Source organism: Sphingomonas sp. CCH15-F11 (genome assembly GCF_001557005.1).
In the GTDB taxonomy this organism is placed as follows: Bacteria; Pseudomonadota; Alphaproteobacteria; order Sphingomonadales; family Sphingomonadaceae; genus Sphingomonas.
Genome location: NZ_LSKG01000033.1, coordinates 45,218 through 61,234, shown reverse-complemented (window position 1 = coordinate 61,234; position 16,017 = coordinate 45,218). Strand labels below are relative to the sequence as shown.

Below are 16,017 nucleotides of genomic sequence, written 5' to 3'. Positions count from 1 at the left end.
CCCCGCCATGCCCCTCCACCCCTCGCCTGCGGCGAGCGGTCCCCCTCCCCGAGCAAGCTCGGGGAGGATCTGGATGACCATCCTCATGTCGCCGGCTTTTGCTTGAGCGCGGGATGGCGCGAATAGAGCCATTGCTGCTGCGCGATGGTGAGCACGTTCGAGGTGATCCAGTAGACCTGCAGGCCGACCGCGAACGGTGCCATCACGAACATCAGCACCCACGGCATGATTGCGAACACCTGTTTCTGCGTTTCGTCCATCGGCGCGGGGTTGAGCTTGAACTGGAAATACATGCTGACGCCGAGCAGGATCGGGATCACGCCGATTGCCAGGAAAGCCGGGGGCGTGAACGGGATCAGGCCGAACAGGTTGACCGGTGTCAGCGGATCGGGCGCCGACAGATCCTTGATCCACAGCACGAACGGCTGGTGCCGCATCTCGATGGTCAGCATCAGCACCTTGTAGAGCGCGTAGAAGACCGGGATCTGGAGCAGGGTGGGGAGGCAGCCGGCGACCGGATTCACCTTCTCGTCCTTGTACAGCTTCATCATTTCCTGCTGAAGGCGCGGCTTGTCGTCCTTCCAGCGTTCCTGCAGCGCCTTCAGCTTGGGCTGGATCGCCCGCATCGACGCCATCGACGCAAACTGGCGCTGCGCGATCGGGAACATCAGCAGCCGCACGGTGCAGGTCAGCAGGATGATCGCGACGCCGAAATTGCCGACCATGCGGAACAGCCAGGTGAGATAGGTGAAGATCGGCTTTTCGATGATCTCGAACCAGCCCCAGTCGATCGCATTGCCGAACAGGGTGATGCCACCTTCATCCTCATAGCGGTCGAGCAGCTCGACCTCCTTGGCGCCGGCGAAGAAGCGGGTGGTCTGGGTAACGCTCTGACCCGGCGCGATGACACGGGCCGGGGCACGGAAGTCGGCCTGATAGGCGTCGGCGCGCGGGCTGCGGAACTGCATTTCGGTCGGCTGCTTCTGGTCGGGCACCAGCGCGGTCAGCCAGTAGATGTCGGTGAAGCCGATCCAGCCGCCGGTCGAATTGTAACGCCGCGGCCCGTCCTCTCCCACGGTCGAATAATCCACGCCGTAATCGACCGCGCCGTTGTGCACGGCCAGCGGGCCGGCGTGGATGGTCCAGGTGTCGCGATCCTTCGACACGCCCTGGCGGCTGAGCAGCGCATAGGGGGTAAGGCTGACCGGCGCGGCACCGGCGTTGCGCACGCTCTGCTGGACGGTGAAAAGATAGCCGTCATCGATCGCGATGCGGATCTGGTACTGCTGGCCGCCGCTGGTGGTCGACAGCGTGACCGGGGTGGCCGGGGTCAGCCGCGCGCCGCTCGCCTGCCACAGCGCGTCGGGGGCCGGCGGCGCGACGCCGCTGCCCGACCAGCCGAACGCGGCGAAATAGGCGTCGCGCGCACCCGATGGCGACAACAGGCGGATGGGTGGCGACCCACGTTCGATCGTCTCGCTGTGGCGGACCAGCACGAGATCGTCGATCCGCGCACCCTTCAGGTTGATCGAACCGCGGAGCCGCGGTGTTTCAATGGCAATGCGCGGGGTTTCGCGCAACACGATCGCCCGGTCGCGGATCGCCGCCGGGCTGTCGGCGGTCGGGTCGGCATCGGGGGCAGGGGCGGCTTTGATCTCGCCCTTCCGGACGGTCGCGGGCGGGCGACTGACCAGGTTGGGAAAGAAGGTGCCGAGGATCGGTTCCCAGGCGAACAGGATCACCGCGGCCAGCACCGCGAAGAGCAGGAAGTTTTTCTGTTCGTCTTTCACCGATCGTCCTCAAACGGAAAATTGCGTCTCACGGCACCGGATCATGGCCGTGCCCGCCCCAGGGATGGCAGCGCGCGATGCGCCGGGCGGCGAGCCATCCGCCCTTCAGCGCCCCATAGCGACGAAGCGCCTCGATTGCATAGGCCGAACAGGAGGGTTGATAGCGGCACGACGGCGGTAGGATGACTGATGGCCCCAGCTGCCAGCCACGCACGAGCAGGATCATGACGCGCGCGATCACCGGGCGGTCTTGCGCAGCGCGCGGACCAGCTCGTCGCCCAGCTGGTGAAAATCACGCTCGATTCCGCTGTTTCGCCCGATCAGGACATGGTCGGCACCGCGCACGCCATGTTCGGGCAGGATCGCGCGGGCGAGTTCGCGCAGGCGCCGCTTCATCCGATTGCGGACGACGGCGTTGCCGACCTTCTTGGATACGGTATAGCCCACGCGCATGGTCGGGTCGCCGTCGTCGCGCGGCCGGACCAGCAGGACGAAGCCGGGGGTCGGCGCGCGGCGTCCGGCGTTCGCCGCCAGAAAGTCGCCGCGCCGGGTGAGTTGGATCAGGCCGACAGCTTCTTGCGACCGCGCGCGCGGCGCGCCCGGATCACGTTGCGGCCGCCCGGCGTCGCCATGCGGGCGCGAAAGCCGTGCCGGCGCGCACGCACCAGGTTGCTCGGCTGAAAAGTCCGCTTCATCGCTCATTCCCTGAAGTTCAAAACGCAAAAGGGCCGCCCATGGGACGGCCGTTGGTGGGACGCCGCTACTCGAAGCGCCTGCCCATGTCAATTCGCCATCGGCATTGCGCGATCCCCCCGCATCGGACGCGATCGCCGGCCGCGCCCCATTCCCCGTCCCGCAAAAGCGGCTATGGTCGCCCGCGCGCAGGGGGAGTTTAATGGTCGCGATCGTTGCCACGGTGGCCTATCTGGGGCTGGAGGCCCGCGGTGTCGAGGTGCAGGTCCAGCTGGCGCCGGGGGTGCCCGCCTTCGTCGTCGTCGGCCTGCCCGACAAGGCGGTGGCCGAAAGCCGCGAGCGCGTGCGCGCCGCCATCGCCGCGATCGGCCTGGCGCTGCCGCCAAAGCGGATTACGGTCAACCTGTCGCCCGCCGATCTGCCCAAGGAAGGGTCGCATTACGACCTGCCGATCGCGCTCGGACTGCTCGCCGCGATGGGCGTCGTCGACGCCGAAACGCTCAGCGAGTATGTCGCGGTCGGCGAACTGGGGCTCGACGGGCGCATCGCCGCCTCGCCGGGCGTGCTGCTCGCCGCGCTCCACGCCTCCGAACAGGAACGCGGCCTGATCTGTCCGGCGGCGCAGGGTTCGGAAGCCGCCTGGGCGGGGTCGATCCCGGTCGCGGCGGCGCCCGACCTCATCAGCCTCATCAACCACCTGAAGGGCGCGCAGCTCCTGTCGCCGCCGCGCCCGGGCGAGGCCGACGACGTGGCCGCCGGCCCCGATCTCGCGCAGGTCAAGGGCCAGGAAACCGCCCGCCGCGCGCTCGAGATCGCAGCCGCCGGCGGGCACAACCTGTTGATGGTCGGGCCGCCGGGGGCGGGCAAATCGCTGATGGCGGCGTGCCTGCCCGGCATCCTGCCGCCGCTCGACCCGGCAGAGGCGCTGGAGGTTTCGATGGTGGCGAGCGTCGCCGGCACCATTTCCGGCGGGCGGCTGACCCGTGCGCGGCCCTATCGCGCACCGCATCATTCGGCGTCGATGGCGGCTTTGGTCGGCGGCGGGCTGAAAGCGCGGCCAGGTGAGGTCAGCCTGGCGCATCTGGGCGTCCTGTTCCTCGACGAGCTGCCCGAGTTTCAGCGCGCCGTGCTCGATTCGCTGCGCCAGCCGCTGGAGACCGGCACCGTCACCGTCGCGCGGGCGAACGCCCACGTCACCTTTCCCGCGCGTGTCCAGCTGATCGCGGCGATGAACCCGTGCCGCTGCGGGCATCTGGGCGATCCGGCGTTGGCCTGCGCGCGGGCACCGCGGTGCGCCGCCGACTACCAGACCAAGGTGTCGGGCCCGCTGCTCGACCGTATCGACCTGCATGTCGAGGTGCAGCCGGTCTCGGCAGCCGATCTCGTCGCGCCCGCGCCCGCCGAGGGGTCGGCAGCGGTAGCGGCACGGGTCGCGGCGGCCCGGGCCTTGCAACGCGACCGCTATGCCGACGCTGCCGCGCGCACCAATGCCGAGGCCGATGGCGAGGTGCTGGGTGCCCATGCGACCCCCGATGTGGCGGGCCAGGAACTGCTGGCGCGCGCGGCGGAGGCGATGCGGCTGACTGCGCGCGGCTATACCCGCGTGCTTCGCGTGGCGCGCACCATCGCCGATCTGGCGCAGAGCGATCAGGTCGGTCGCGTGCACGTTGCCGAAGCGCTGAGCTATCGCCGCCGCGCGCCGGTCAATTAGCGCCTTGCGTGGGTCACGTGGTGCAGGTCACCCGAACAGATATCGCCGCGTATCCGGATTTTCCCGCCGCCACATGACGGTGTCGAGGAAATAATGGTGCACGTTGATGAATATCCACCCGACGAACAGGAACAGCGTGCTGCCGAACACCGCATCATCATAGGGTATGGTGGCGTTGAGCATGATCGGCAGCCCCCAGAAGCCGACAAAGCCCAGGATCACGCCGCTGAGGGTGAACAGGATCAGGTGGCCCAGCAGCTTGTTGCCCACCAGACGGCGGGCGAGTGACGACGCCTCGGATTCGGACGCGGCAAGCTGCGCCTTCTGGTAATTGGTCTGAAACCGCCAGACGACGACGAGATATTGCAGCGAATGAAGGGCAGGGGCGACCAGCAGCCACAGGGGATGGACGGTCACGAACCACAGCCAGATGTACAGGCTGACCGCATAGGCGATAACCCCGTTCACCGGCAGTCGCCCGGTGGACCGCCACCGCGTCGCGAGCATCCCGACCGCGGCGATCCCCGTGGTCGCCGCCACGACGGTCGAGACGATCACGATCGGATCGGGAAAATCGAAGGTAAAATACTGAAGGCCCCACAATTTCCGCTCGTGGATCGCATCGTTGAAGCCAAGCCACGCCGCAACCCAGACCGCATAGCAATTGACCAGCAGGACCTTCTTCTCGGACGCGTTGAAATATTGGCGTTTCAACGCGGCATCGACCATCAGCATCCCATAGCCCTGCTTGACGTAATGCCAGCCGACAAACAGCGCCATCACATTGGCCGCGTAGCCGAGCAGGCGCGCGTCGGCGGTCAGCAGGCAGAAGGCGAAAAAGGCCGCCAGCATCGCGGGGACGACGATCCCGGAGAAGACGTACCGGACCTGCATGGCGCGGCCGAGGTCGGCAGTGAACGCCTTTATCCGAAACCCGCGATAGAAGATTTGATAGGAATGCGCGAAGTGCGGATGATTTATCAGGTGCGCGATGATCAGCATCGTTCCCGCGACTTGCTCCTGATAACCGGTAACCGGCACCATCAGGATCAGCGGCAGGATGATCAGCGAACTGCCGCCAAGACAGAGGAAATCGACCACCGGATTGAACAGGTAACGCTGATCTCGATCGACTTGCGGCGGCGGCACGACCGCCTGCGGCGCAGCGTCCGGCCGGTAATATTGCGTCGCCATATGCTCCCCCGCGGTCGGGGCGGAGGCATATCGCAGGCATAGCTAATGAATGGTTGAAGCGCGCGCGATTGCCCGTCCAGCGACCATGTCGGTCCGGACGGATCAAGCCCCAGGGCGATGGTGCGAGTTGGTCGCGTCGCGCGATCGAGAGCCGATGCTTGCGGCCCGGCGCGGCATCGGCTAGCGAACCGCGATCCCAGCCAGGGCCTGTGCGGGCGTGGTGAAACTGGTAGACGCGCCGGACTCAAAATCCGGTTCCGCAAGGAGTGTCGGTTCGAGCCCGACCGCCCGCACCATCTCGTTTCCCGTATCGCGCCGCCTTCCCACCGGCAGGGTGGCGACCCCGGCGTGACTCGAACACGCAACATCCTGCTTAGAAGGCAGGTGCTCTATCCAGTTGAGCTACGGGGCCCCGCAATCGGGTCGAACGACCCCGGCCGGCGGTCCCTTTAGCGCGGATTGCGCTCGGGCAAAATGGCCATCATAGGTCGGGGCATGAACCAGGGGGCGATTCCGGCGGAGCCGCAGGCGGTGACCGCATCCAGGCTGGCGGGCACGCATTTCCGCTATTTCGATTTCGTCATGGCGGCATTCGTCACCGTCCTCGTGCTGTCGAACGTCATCGGCGCGTCGAAACTGGCCGAAGTCGGCGGCTTCGTGTTCGGCGCGGGCATCCTGTTCTTTCCGATCAGCTATGTGCTCGGCGACGTGCTGACCGAAGTCTATGGCTATGCCCGCGCGCGCCGCTGCATCTGGGCGGGCTTTGCGGCGCTGATCTTCCTCGCGGTGATGAGCTGGGTCGTGGTCAGCCTGCCCCCCGCCGCCGGCTGGGGCGGACAGGCCGCCTATGAACAGGTGTTCGGCCAGGTCTGGCGGATCGTCATCGCGTCGATCGTCGCCTTCTGGGCGGGCGAGTTCGCCAACAGCTTCGTGCTCGCCCGCCTGAAGGTGCTGACCGACGGCAAGCATCTGTGGACGCGCACCATCGGCTCGACCGTGGTCGGCCAGGCGATCGACAGCCTGATCTTCTATCCCATCGCCTTTCTGGGCATCTGGACGACCGAGCAGGTGCTGACGGTCATGGTGACCAACTGGGCGCTCAAGGTCGCCTGGGAGGCGCTGCTCACCCCCGTCACCTATGCGGTGGTCAACGGCCTGAAGCGCGCGGAAGGAATCGACCTGTTCGATACCGACACCGATTTCACCCCGTTCAGCGCGAAGGTTTGAGGAACGCGCCAGCGGTCTGGCTGGCAAGGATCGTCGCCACGGACTTGATCCGGGGCCCCGCTGCCTGCGCCGGCGCAATAAGAAGCGGGACTCCGGCGCGAGGCCAGGGTGACGGGAAGAATGAGGGGTATGTGGTCTCTTGTGCCTGCTACCCGAAGCGTCAACTCACGCGACGGCGGCGAGCAGCCCCTCGAACAACCGGCGGCCGTCGGTGCCGCCATGCGCGGCTTCGATCCGCCGTTCGGGGTGCGGCATCATGCCCAGCACATTGCCGCGATCATTGAGCAGCCCCGCGATCCGGTTGACCGACCCGTTGACGTTGTCCGCATAGCGGAACGCCACCCGGCCATCGCCCTCGATCCGCGCCAGCGTCGCGCTGTCGGCAAAGTAATTGCCGTCATGGTGCGCGACCGGAACGGTAATGCGTTCCCCCGCCTGATAGCCGCTGGTGAAGATCGACTGGCTGTTCTCGACCGTCAATGCGACGTCGCGGCAAACGAAATTGAGGCCGGCATTGCGCATCAACGCGCCGGGCAGCAGCCCGGTTTCGGTCAGGATCTGAAAGCCGTTGCAGATGCCGATCACCGGCACGCCGCGCTCGGCGGCGTCGATCACGGCGCGCATGATCGGCGATCGGGCGGCGATGGCGCCGCAGCGCAGATAGTCGCCATAGGAAAAGCCGCCGGGCAGGGCGATCAGGCCGAGATTGTCGGGCAGTTCGCTGTCGCGGTGCCACACCATCTGGGGCGCGCGACCCGTGACCTGCTCCAGCGCGACCGCGATGTCGCGGTCGCAGTTGGATCCGGGGAAGACGATGACGGCGGTGTTCACGCCCGCTCCACCCGGTAATTCTCGATCACGGTATTCGCGAGCAGCTGGCGGCACATCGCGTCGATCGCGTCGTCGCTGGTATCGTCCGACACGTCCAGTTCGAACAGCCTGCCCGCGCGCACATCCTCGACCCCGGCAAAGCCGAGCGCGCCCAGCGCGTGCTGGATCGCCTTGCCTTGGGGGTCGAGCACCCCGTTCTTCAACGTGACGATGATGCGCAGCTTCATGGCGAGCCGATGCTCCAGCAAGGGGCGGTTGGGAATGCCGGACCCTATGCCGCCGCAACTGCGATGCGGCAAGGGTGAAGCCGCGGGCCTACTTGCCCCGGCGCTTGCGGTGCGATTCGAGGTCGAGCACGTCCGACTCGACGCCTTCGGGCAACAGGCCCAGCCGGCGCGCGACTTCCTGATACGCCTCGACCTCGCCGCCCAGATCGCGGCGGAAGCGGTCCTTGTCGAGCTTTTCGCCCGACGCCATGTCCCACAGCCGGCAGCCGTCCGGGCTGATCTCGTCCGCCAGGATCACCCGGCCATAGTCATTGTCCCAGATGCGGCCGAATTCGAGTTTGAAGTCGACCAGCCGGATGCCGATCGCCGCGAACATCCCCGACAGGAAATCGTTCACCCGGATCGCCATGTCGGCCATGTCGTGCAGTTCCTCCTGCGCCGCCCAGCCGAAGCACAGGATATGTTCGTCGGTGACCATCGGGTCGCCGAGCGCGTCGTCCTTGTAATAATATTCGATGATCGTGCGGGGCAGCGGCGTGCCTTCCTCGATCCCCAGCTTGGTCGCCAGCGAGCCGGCGACGACGTTGCGCACCACGACCTCGACCGGGATGATCTCGACCTGGCGGATCAGCTGCTCGCGCATGTTGAGGCGGCGGATGAAATGGGTCGGCACGCCGATATTGGCGAGCAGGGTGAAGACATGCTCGGAAATGCGGTTGTTGAGCACGCCCTTGCCGCTGATCGTGCCCTTTTTCTGGGCATTGAACGCGGTCGCGTCGTCCTTGAAATACTGGATGAGCGTCCCCGGTTCGGGGCCCTCATAAAGGATCTTGGCTTTGCCTTCGTAGATTTGGCGGCGGCGAGCCATGTCGGCATCTATCCCTGAAATGATCGGCCCCGGCAGCGCGGGTCGAGACGCGCTGGCCGGGGCTCCGTAGCGTTCCCTATACCCAAGCCGCGGGCGTCGCGCAATCAGCGCGCATGCGCCGTTTCCGCCAGTTCGGCGACGGTTTCGACGATCAGTTCGCCCGCGCGCTGGACCTCGGCATGGCTGAGGAACAGCGGGGTCAAGCCAAAGCGCGCGATGTCGGGGGTCCTGAAGTCGCCGATGACGCCCCGCGCGATCAGCCGGTCGATCAGTGCACGCGCGTGCGGATGGCGAAAGGCGATGTGGCTGCCGCGCCGGGCCGGATCGCGCGGCGTCACGCATTCCAGGCCGGCGCGGTCACCCGCCGCTGCCAGCATGTCGAACAATCGCGCGCTCTTTGCCGCGACGTCGGTCATGTCGATGTTCGCGAACAGGTCGACGCCGCTTTCCAGCGCCTGCATCGCCAGCATCGCGGGGGTGCCGACCCGCCAGCGTTCCATGCCCGCGCCGGGGCGATAGGCGTCCTCGAACCCGAAGGGCGCGGCATGGCCCATCCAGCCGCTCAGCGGACTGGTCAGCTTCGCCTGATGCCGCCCTGCGACGAACAGGAACGCGGGTGCGCCGGGTCCGCCATTCAGGAACTTGTAGCCGCACCCGACGGCCAGGTCGGCGGCACCCAGATCGACCTGAACCGCGCCGGTCGAATGCGACAGGTCCCAGCACATCAGCGCGCCCGCCGCCTGCACCCGCGCGGTCCATGCCGCCATGTCGAAGCGTTCGGCGGTCTTGTAATGGACATGGGTGAGCAGCACGATCGCGGTCGTATCGTCGATCGCATCGTCCAACGCCTCGCGCGCCACTGCATGCACGCGCCCGCCGGGGACGCACGCCGCCGCCCCCTCGGCGATGTGCAGGTCGGTCGGGAAGTTGCCGGCTTCGGTGACGATCGTCCGGCGGGTGGGGTGAGGGCGCAGCGCCGCGACGAGCAGCTTGAACAAATTGACCGAGACCGAATCGGCGACGATCACTTCGTCGGGGGCCGCGCCGATCAGCGGTGCGATCTTCGCGCCGATCCGCGCCGGGCTGTCCATCCAGCCTTCGTCCCAGCTGCGGATCAGCCGCTCGCCCCATTGCCGCTCGATCATATCGCGGCCGGCGGCCATCGTTGCGCGCGGCAGCGGCCCGAGCGAGTTGCCGTCGAGATAGATGATGCCCTCGGGCAGCATGAAACGATCGCGCAGGGCGCGCAGCGTATCGTCGGCATCCAGCGCGCGGGCTTCGGCCGGCGTCGTCATCGGCCAAACGCCTTTGCGACCAACGCCCGGGTCCGCGTCCACGAGTCGGTGCCGGGGGCGATCAGCTCGACATGCCCGGTCCGGTCGATGCGATGCAGCGTCGCGCGGTCGCCCGCTGCCTGCGCCCTGGCGACGAAGTCGGTCTTCAGCTCGATCGGGATGATCCGGTCCTGCAGGCCCGCGACATGGTCCTGCGGCACCCCGATCGGCAGCAGCCGCGCGACCGATGTGTCGGCGAAGCGATCGGCCGGATTGGCACCCGCGACCAGCTTGCCGACCACTTCGGTGCCGCAGCCATTGGCGGGGGTCGCGGCGGTGCGCTCGAGGTCGGGCAGGCCACCCAGGCTGATGACATGCGCGATCGGCAAGGGGGCGGCGCTCCACAGCGGGCTGCCCGCCGGCAGCCTCGACCGCGCCGCCAGCCACAGCGCCAGGTGGCCACCCGCCGAATGGCCGATCGCGACGACGCGCCGGGTGTCGAGGCTATATTGCGCGGCATGGTCCCGCAGCGCATCCGCTGCCGCGGCCACATCGGCAAAGGTGCCGGGATAGCCGCCCCCCGCGCGGTCCTGTCCGCGATAGTCGATGTTCCACACCGCATAGCCCGCGCCGCGCAGGTCGGCGGCGGCCCAGTCCATCAGCGTGCGATCGGCGATGTCGGTGGTCCAGCAGCCGCCATGCACCATCAGCACCGTCGGGTGCGGCCCGGCCCCGGCCGGCAGCCACAGGTCGACGCGTTGATACGGGTCGCTGCCATAGGCGATTTCGATCTTTCCCGTCGGCCGCGGCCGTGCCGTCAGGTCGGCCCAGCGCATCAACGCTGCGGCGGGTGCCGCCATTTCGGCGGGCCGCTCGACAGTAGTGCAGGCGGCCGTGGCCAGCAGCGTGGCGGCAAGGATCAGGCGGGTCATGCGGGCTTCCTAGCGCGCGGCGCGCGCCGCTGCTATCCACCCTGCCATATGGCCACCGACTTGACCGATCCCTTCGACCAGATCGTCGATCATCCCTTCGACAGCGCGCTTTCCGAACGCTATCTCGTCTATGCTCTGTCGACGATCACGGCGCGGTCGTTGCCCGATGTGCGCGACGGCTTGAAGCCGGTGCATCGCCGGCTGCTTTGGGCGATGCGGCTGCTGCGGCTCGACCCCGCGTCGGGCTACAAGAAGTGCGCGCGCGTCGTCGGCGACGTCATCGGCAAATATCACCCGCATGGCGACCAGTCGGTCTATGACGCGATGGTCCGCCTCGCCCAGGATTTCGCGCTGCGCTATCCGCTGGTCGACGGCCAGGGCAATTTCGGCAACATCGACGGCGATAACGCCGCCGCCTATCGTTATACCGAGGCGCGGCTGACGCCGGTCGCCATCGACCTGATGGACGGGCTGGACGAGGACGCGGCCGATTTCCGCCCGACCTATAACGGCGAGGAACAGGAGCCGGAGCTGTTTCCGGGCCTGTTTCCCAACCTGCTCGCCAACGGTGCCAGCGGCATTGCCGTCGGCATGGCGACGAGCATCCCGCCGCATAACGCCGCCGAGCTGATCGATGCCGCCATCCACCTGATCGACCAGCCCGCGGCCGACGATGCGGCGATGCTCCAGTTCATTCAGGGGCCCGATCTGCCCACGGGGGGGATCGTCGTCGACCCGCCCGCCGCGATCGCGGAGGCTTATGCCACCGGGCGCGGTAGCTTTCGGGTGCGCGCGCGCTGGTCAGTTGAGGACCAGGGGCGCGGTACGTGGCAGGCGGTGGTCTCCGAAATTTCCTATGGGGTGCAGAAGGGCAAGCTGATCGAGCAGATCGCGGCGCTGATCAACGACAAGAAGCTGCCCATCCTGGCCGATGTCCGCGACGAATCGGATGCGGAGGTGCGCATCGTGCTCGAGCCGCGCAGCCGCACGGTCGACGCCGCGGTGCTGATGGACGGCCTGTTCCGGCTGACCGACCTCGAAACGCGCGTGCCGCTCAACCTCAACGTCCTCGACGCGACGCGAACGCCACGGGTGATGAGCCTGCGCGAGGCGCTGTCCGCCTGGGTCGATCACCAGTTCATCGTGCTCAGGCGGCGGACCGAGCACCGGCTGGCCAGGGTCGCCGATCGCATGGAGCTGCTCGACGGCTACATCATCGCCTTCCTCAACCTCGATCGCGTGATCGAGATCATCCGGACCGAGGACGAGCCCAAGCCGGTAATGATTGCGGAGTTCGCGCTGACCGACCGCCAGGCGGAGGCGATCCTGAACATGCGCCTGCGTTCGCTGCGCCGACTGGAGGAAATGGAGCTGCGGCGCGAGCGGGACGGGCTGGAAAAGGAACAGGGCGAGCTGACCCTGCTGCTCGGCAGCGAGGCACGCCAGCGGACGCGGATGAAGCGCGATCTGGCGAAGATCCGCGACCGCTATGGCCCCGAGACCGCGATCGGGCGGCGCCGCACGACCGTTGCCGAAGCCGCGCCCGCCGCCGACATCCCGCTGGAGGCGATGATCGAGCGTGAGCCGATCACCGTGATCCTGTCGCAGCGCGGGTGGATCCGCGCGCTAAAGGGGCATGGCGATCTGGCGGCTGCCGACACGCTCAAGTTCAAGGAAGGCGACGGGCCGCTGTTCGCCTTTCATGCCCAGACGACCGACAAGCTGCTGCTCGCCGCCGACAATGGCCGCTTCTACACGCTCGCCGCCGACAAGCTGCCGGGCGGGCGCGGTTTCGGCGAGCCGGTGCGGCTGATGATTGACCTTGCCGACGATGTCGGGGTCACCACGCTGCTGCCCGCGTCGGCGGCGGCGCGGCTGCTGGTCGCGGCCAGCGACGGGCGCGGCTTCATCGTGCGCACCGGCGACGTCATTGCCGAGACGCGCAAGGGCAAGCAGGTCGTGACGCCGCGGCCGGGCGCGCGGCTGGCGGTAGTGCGAACGGTGCGCCCCGAAGACGATTATGTCGCGGTTGCCGGCGACAATCGCCGGCTGCTCGTCTTTCCGATGAGCGAGCTGCCTGAAATGGCGCGCGGGCAGGGGGTTCAGTTGCAGCGATATCGCGAAGGCGGCCTGGCCGACGTCCGTGCCTTCCGCTTCGCCGACGGGTTGAGCTGGACGATGGGCGGCGAACAGGGGCGTACCCGTACCGAGCCCGACATGAACCCGTGGCGTGCCGCACGCGGTGCGGCGGGACGCATGCCGCCGACCGGTTTTCCGCGCGACAACCGTTTCTGATCAAGGGGATGACCCCGCGATCTTTTCGCGCGCTGCGCAATTTTTGAACAGAGGTTGTTAATCAAGTCCGGTTAGACCGAACCGGTGTTCAAGTTCGGGTCTTCTTCGGTCACGATCGCCGGCGGTAAGGCTGCTGCCTTGCCGCGCACCGTGCAGTTGAGCGACGAGGAGGCCGAGGAAACCCAGGCAACGCTCGATTTGCTGCCGATCCCGGCGGCCGTGGTGCGCCGGTGCGACGACGATCTGGTGCTGATCGCGATCAACCGGCTGTTCCGTCTCGCGGGACTCGGCACGATCGGCGACCGCTCGCTCCTGCTCGATGCGCTCGACGAACGGGTTCGCGGCTATCTCGCCTCCGACCGGGTCGAGGAACGCTTTCAGTGGCAGACTTCGGAAGACATCGACTGCCGCCATTATGCGGTGATGCTCTCGCGCCGGCCGCGCGACCGGGTGGCGAACCAGTGCGTCGTCACACTGGTCGACCATACCGCCGAACAGCGCACCGAAAACAGCCTGAGCCGCGAGATGCTGACGGATGCACTCACCGGGCTGCCCAACCGGGCGGGCTTTGCCGATCAGCTCGAGGCGGCCTGCGCCGAAAGCGGTACCGAGGCGTTTGCCGTGCTGGTCGTGGACCTCGATCGCTTCAGCCGCGTCAATGCCTGTATGGGCAGCCTTGCCGGGGACGAGTTGCTCATCTCGGTTGCGCGGCGGATCAAGGGCGCGTTGCGTGGCAACGACATCCTGTCGCGCATCGGCGGTGACGAGTTCGCGGTGCTCATGTCGCTCGAGGAGGGCGCCGAGGATGCGTGCCAGGTCGCACGCCGGATCGAATCCGCGCTCGCCACGCCGTTCCGGCTTTCCGACTTTGAAATCCGGATGCAGGTGTCGATCGGCATCGCGCTGGGTGCCGATGTCGACGCCGATAACGAGGACCTGATCCGCAACGCCCAGTTCGCGGTCAAGCGTGCCAAGTCGAGCGGCAAGATCGAGATCTATCAGGTGCGCGCCTTCGATCTGATGCGCAGCCAGTTCAGCATCGAAACCGAGCTTCGCCGCGCCATCGAACATGGCCAGATGCACCTGTGCTTCCAGCCGATCTGCGATCTCGGCACGGGGCGGATCGTCGCGTTCGAATCGCTGGCGCGTTGGACCACCGATACCGGGCTGGAGCTGTCGCCAGGCGAATTCATTCCCGTCGCCGAGGAATCGGGGCTGATCCTGCCGCTGGGACGCTGGGCGCTGGCCGAAACCGCGCGCACGCTGTCGTCCTGGGACGCGCAGGCCGGCGGCAATTGCGGCGTCACCCTGTCGGTCAACATTTCCGCGATCCAGCTTCAGCGCGACAATGTCGCGGCGCTGGTGCGCGACACCGTGGCGAATTACGGCATCGCTCCCAACCGGCTGACGCTGGAGCTGACCGAGAGCGCGATCGTCGCCGACCCGGATCGCAGCGCCAACACGTTGCGCGCGCTGAAGGACATCGGCGTTACCATCGCGATGGATGATTTCGGCACCGGCTATTCCAACCTCGGTTATCTCCAGAAGATGCCGATCGACATCCTCAAGATCGACCGCAGCTTCGTGACCGGGATGCTGGCCGATCGCGACAAGGTGGCGATCGTGCGCGCGATCCTGTCGCTGGCCCAGGCACTGGGGATGCGCACGACGGCGGAGGGCGTCGAAACCGTCGAACTCGAACAGACGCTGGCGGCGCTAGGCTGCACCTTTGGCCAGGGCTTCCTCTATTCGCGGCCAGCCAAGTCCGACCTCGCCTTTCAGCTCATCGGCCTGCGCAACAACTGATCGACGCCGCGCTCGGCCAGCGCGCGCACGCGCGCGTCGTCGGGAAAGCCCTCCGCGATCCACGTCGTTTCGATCTCGCGCAGGATGCGCGCGACGTCGGGGCCGGGCGGCAGTCCCATTGCGATCAGGTCGCCGCCGCCGAGCGGGAGGCGGGGCGGTGTCCAGCCGTCGAGCGCAGCCAGGCCCGCCGCAATCTCGCCCGCGTCGCCGTGCAGCAGCAGCCGGTCGCGCGCGCCTTCGACACCTGTCCGATATGCAAGCGCGCGCGCGCCGGTGCCGGGTGGAAGCGGCTGAACGGCGTTCTCCAGTCGCTTGCGCCGCGCGTTTGAAAGCTTGAGCCGCGCGGCGACCGCACCCGCAACGCCGGGGTCCGCGGGCAGCAGCGCCGCCAGCCGGCGCACCGCGTCCGGTTCGACCGCGTGCGCGTGTTCGCGCGCGGCGAGTGCCGTCAGCCGCTCGGCCCCCGCGGCATCGATTTCGGGCAGCACCGGGCGCAGGATTGCGTGCGCGACCATCAGCGCGACGATGCGCGGCGCGTGGCGGGTGACGAGCAGCTTGAGGACCTCGTCCGCGATACGCTCGCGCGACAATGCCATCAGGTCGTTGGCGCGCGCCGCGCACGCCGCCAGCCCGTCGGCGTCGGGCCGGTCGCCGAAGCGGGCCATGAAGCGGAAGAAGCGCAGGATGCGCAGATGGTCCTCCGCGATCCGGCGCAGCGGGTCGCCGATGAAGCGCACCCGGCCCTGCGCAAGGTCCGCGACGCCGCCGAAATAGTCGTGGATCCGGCCGTTCATCGGGTCGGCATAGAGCGCGTTGATCGTGAAATCGCGTCGCGCCGCGTCCTCGTGCCAGTCGTTGGTGAACGCGACTTCGGCGTGGCGGCCATCGGTCGCGACGTCGCGGCGCAGCGTCGTGATCTCGACCGGGCCGCCCGCCAGCACTGCGGTGACGGTGCCGTGCGCCAGCCCGGTAGGAACGACGCGAACGCCGGCGGCACGCAGCCGCGCCATTACCTCTTGCGGGGGATGCAGCGTCGCCAGATCGATGTCGCTCGCCTCGATCCCGACCAGCGCATCGCGGACCGCGCCGCCGACGAAGCGCACTTCGTCTTGCGCCGCGCCGAGCAGCTGGACGAGCGCGCCCAGCCCCTCGCGCGCGCGCCAGCGCAT

General features: G+C 67.6%; 15 protein-coding genes and 2 tRNA genes. 5 read left to right on the top strand and 12 right to left on the bottom strand.

Going from position 1 to position 16,017, the window contains the following annotated elements:
• Window positions 1-83: 83 nt before the first annotated feature.
• Genes yidC through rpmH form a run of 4 tightly spaced genes read right to left on the bottom strand, consistent with a single transcriptional unit; the run spans window position 84 to window position 2,485 of the window.
• Entirely contained in the window at window positions 84-1,790 is a 1,707-nt protein-coding gene (yidC, locus tag AX709_RS03550; protein WP_066546852.1) for a membrane protein insertase YidC, read from the bottom strand.
• Window positions 1,791-1,818: 28 nt separating this feature from the next.
• A complete protein-coding gene (gene yidD, locus AX709_RS03545) occupies window positions 1,819-2,031 on the bottom strand; it encodes a membrane protein insertion efficiency factor YidD (RefSeq protein WP_066546851.1) in 213 nt (70 codons plus the stop codon).
• On the bottom strand, window positions 2,028-2,351 hold the full coding sequence (rnpA, locus tag AX709_RS03540) for a ribonuclease P protein component (RefSeq protein WP_066546875.1): 324 nt from the start codon (window positions 2,349-2,351) through the stop codon (window positions 2,028-2,030). Before rnpA ends, yidD begins: the two co-directional genes overlap by 4 nt.
• Window positions 2,351-2,485, bottom strand: coding sequence for a 50S ribosomal protein L34 (gene rpmH / locus AX709_RS18135; RefSeq protein WP_010545931.1), 135 nt, complete (start codon window positions 2,483-2,485; stop codon window positions 2,351-2,353). Before rpmH ends, rnpA begins: the two co-directional genes overlap by 1 nt.
• Before the next feature lie 200 nt (window positions 2,486-2,685).
• Here rpmH and AX709_RS03535 point away from each other — a divergent pair, with 200 nt between their 5' ends.
• The gene (locus AX709_RS03535) at window positions 2,686-4,194 is read left to right on the top strand and encodes a YifB family Mg chelatase-like AAA ATPase (RefSeq protein WP_066546850.1); all 1,509 of its coding nucleotides are present in this window, start codon (window positions 2,686-2,688) and stop codon (window positions 4,192-4,194) included.
• A gap of 27 nt (window positions 4,195-4,221) precedes the next feature.
• Here the strand turns inward: AX709_RS03535 and AX709_RS03530 are convergent, their stop codons facing one another.
• A complete protein-coding gene (locus AX709_RS03530; protein WP_197419085.1) occupies window positions 4,222-5,388 on the bottom strand; it encodes a hypothetical protein in 1,167 nt (388 codons plus the stop codon).
• 211 nt (window positions 5,389-5,599) lie between these two features.
• Here AX709_RS03530 and AX709_RS03525 point away from each other — a divergent pair.
• Window positions 5,600-5,684 (top strand) — tRNA-Leu (locus AX709_RS03525).
• A gap of 39 nt (window positions 5,685-5,723) precedes the next feature.
• Here the strand turns inward: AX709_RS03525 and AX709_RS03520 are convergent.
• Window positions 5,724-5,800: transfer RNA gene (locus tag AX709_RS03520), tRNA-Arg, on the bottom strand.
• An 83-nt stretch (window positions 5,801-5,883) separates the two neighbouring features.
• Here AX709_RS03520 and AX709_RS03515 point away from each other — a divergent pair.
• Complete coding sequence (locus AX709_RS03515) at window positions 5,884-6,615, top strand: queuosine precursor transporter (RefSeq protein ID WP_066546848.1); 732 nt, start codon at window positions 5,884-5,886, stop codon at window positions 6,613-6,615.
• A gap of 165 nt (window positions 6,616-6,780) precedes the next feature.
• On the opposite strand, the gene purQ is transcribed toward AX709_RS03515, so the two are convergent.
• From purQ to AX709_RS03490, 5 genes are all read right to left on the bottom strand, one after another.
• Window positions 6,781-7,446, bottom strand: coding sequence for a phosphoribosylformylglycinamidine synthase subunit PurQ (gene purQ / locus AX709_RS03510; protein WP_066546845.1), 666 nt, complete (start codon window positions 7,444-7,446; stop codon window positions 6,781-6,783).
• Window positions 7,443-7,673, bottom strand: coding sequence for a phosphoribosylformylglycinamidine synthase subunit PurS (gene purS / locus AX709_RS03505; RefSeq protein WP_066546841.1), 231 nt, complete (start codon window positions 7,671-7,673; stop codon window positions 7,443-7,445). Before purS ends, purQ begins: the two co-directional genes overlap by 4 nt.
• A gap of 88 nt (window positions 7,674-7,761) precedes the next feature.
• Complete coding sequence (purC, locus tag AX709_RS03500) at window positions 7,762-8,541, bottom strand: phosphoribosylaminoimidazolesuccinocarboxamide synthase (protein WP_066479683.1); 780 nt, start codon at window positions 8,539-8,541, stop codon at window positions 7,762-7,764.
• Between the two features lie 104 nt (window positions 8,542-8,645).
• Entirely contained in the window at window positions 8,646-9,836 is a 1,191-nt protein-coding gene (gene kynU, locus AX709_RS03495) for a kynureninase (RefSeq protein ID WP_066546838.1), read from the bottom strand.
• A complete protein-coding gene (locus tag AX709_RS03490; RefSeq protein ID WP_231727405.1) occupies window positions 9,833-10,747 on the bottom strand; it encodes an alpha/beta hydrolase family protein in 915 nt (304 codons plus the stop codon). Before AX709_RS03490 ends, kynU begins: the two co-directional genes overlap by 4 nt.
• 48 nt (window positions 10,748-10,795) lie before the next feature.
• Between AX709_RS03490 and parC the strand changes: the two genes are divergently transcribed.
• Window positions 10,796-13,042 carry a DNA topoisomerase IV subunit A gene (parC, locus tag AX709_RS03485; RefSeq protein WP_066546836.1) on the top strand — a complete coding sequence of 749 codons (2,247 nt, stop codon included), beginning with the start codon at window positions 10,796-10,798 and terminating at the stop codon, window positions 13,040-13,042.
• 138 nt (window positions 13,043-13,180) lie between these two features.
• Window positions 13,181-14,848 carry a putative bifunctional diguanylate cyclase/phosphodiesterase gene (locus AX709_RS03480; protein ID WP_197432013.1) on the top strand — a complete coding sequence of 556 codons (1,668 nt, stop codon included), beginning with the start codon at window positions 13,181-13,183 and terminating at the stop codon, window positions 14,846-14,848.
• Here AX709_RS03480 and AX709_RS03475 read toward each other — a convergent pair.
• Window positions 14,821-16,017: a CCA tRNA nucleotidyltransferase gene (locus AX709_RS03475; RefSeq protein WP_066546834.1), complete on the bottom strand. Its 1,197-nt coding sequence runs from the start codon at window positions 16,015-16,017 to the stop codon at window positions 14,821-14,823. The genes AX709_RS03480 and AX709_RS03475 overlap by 28 nt on opposite strands.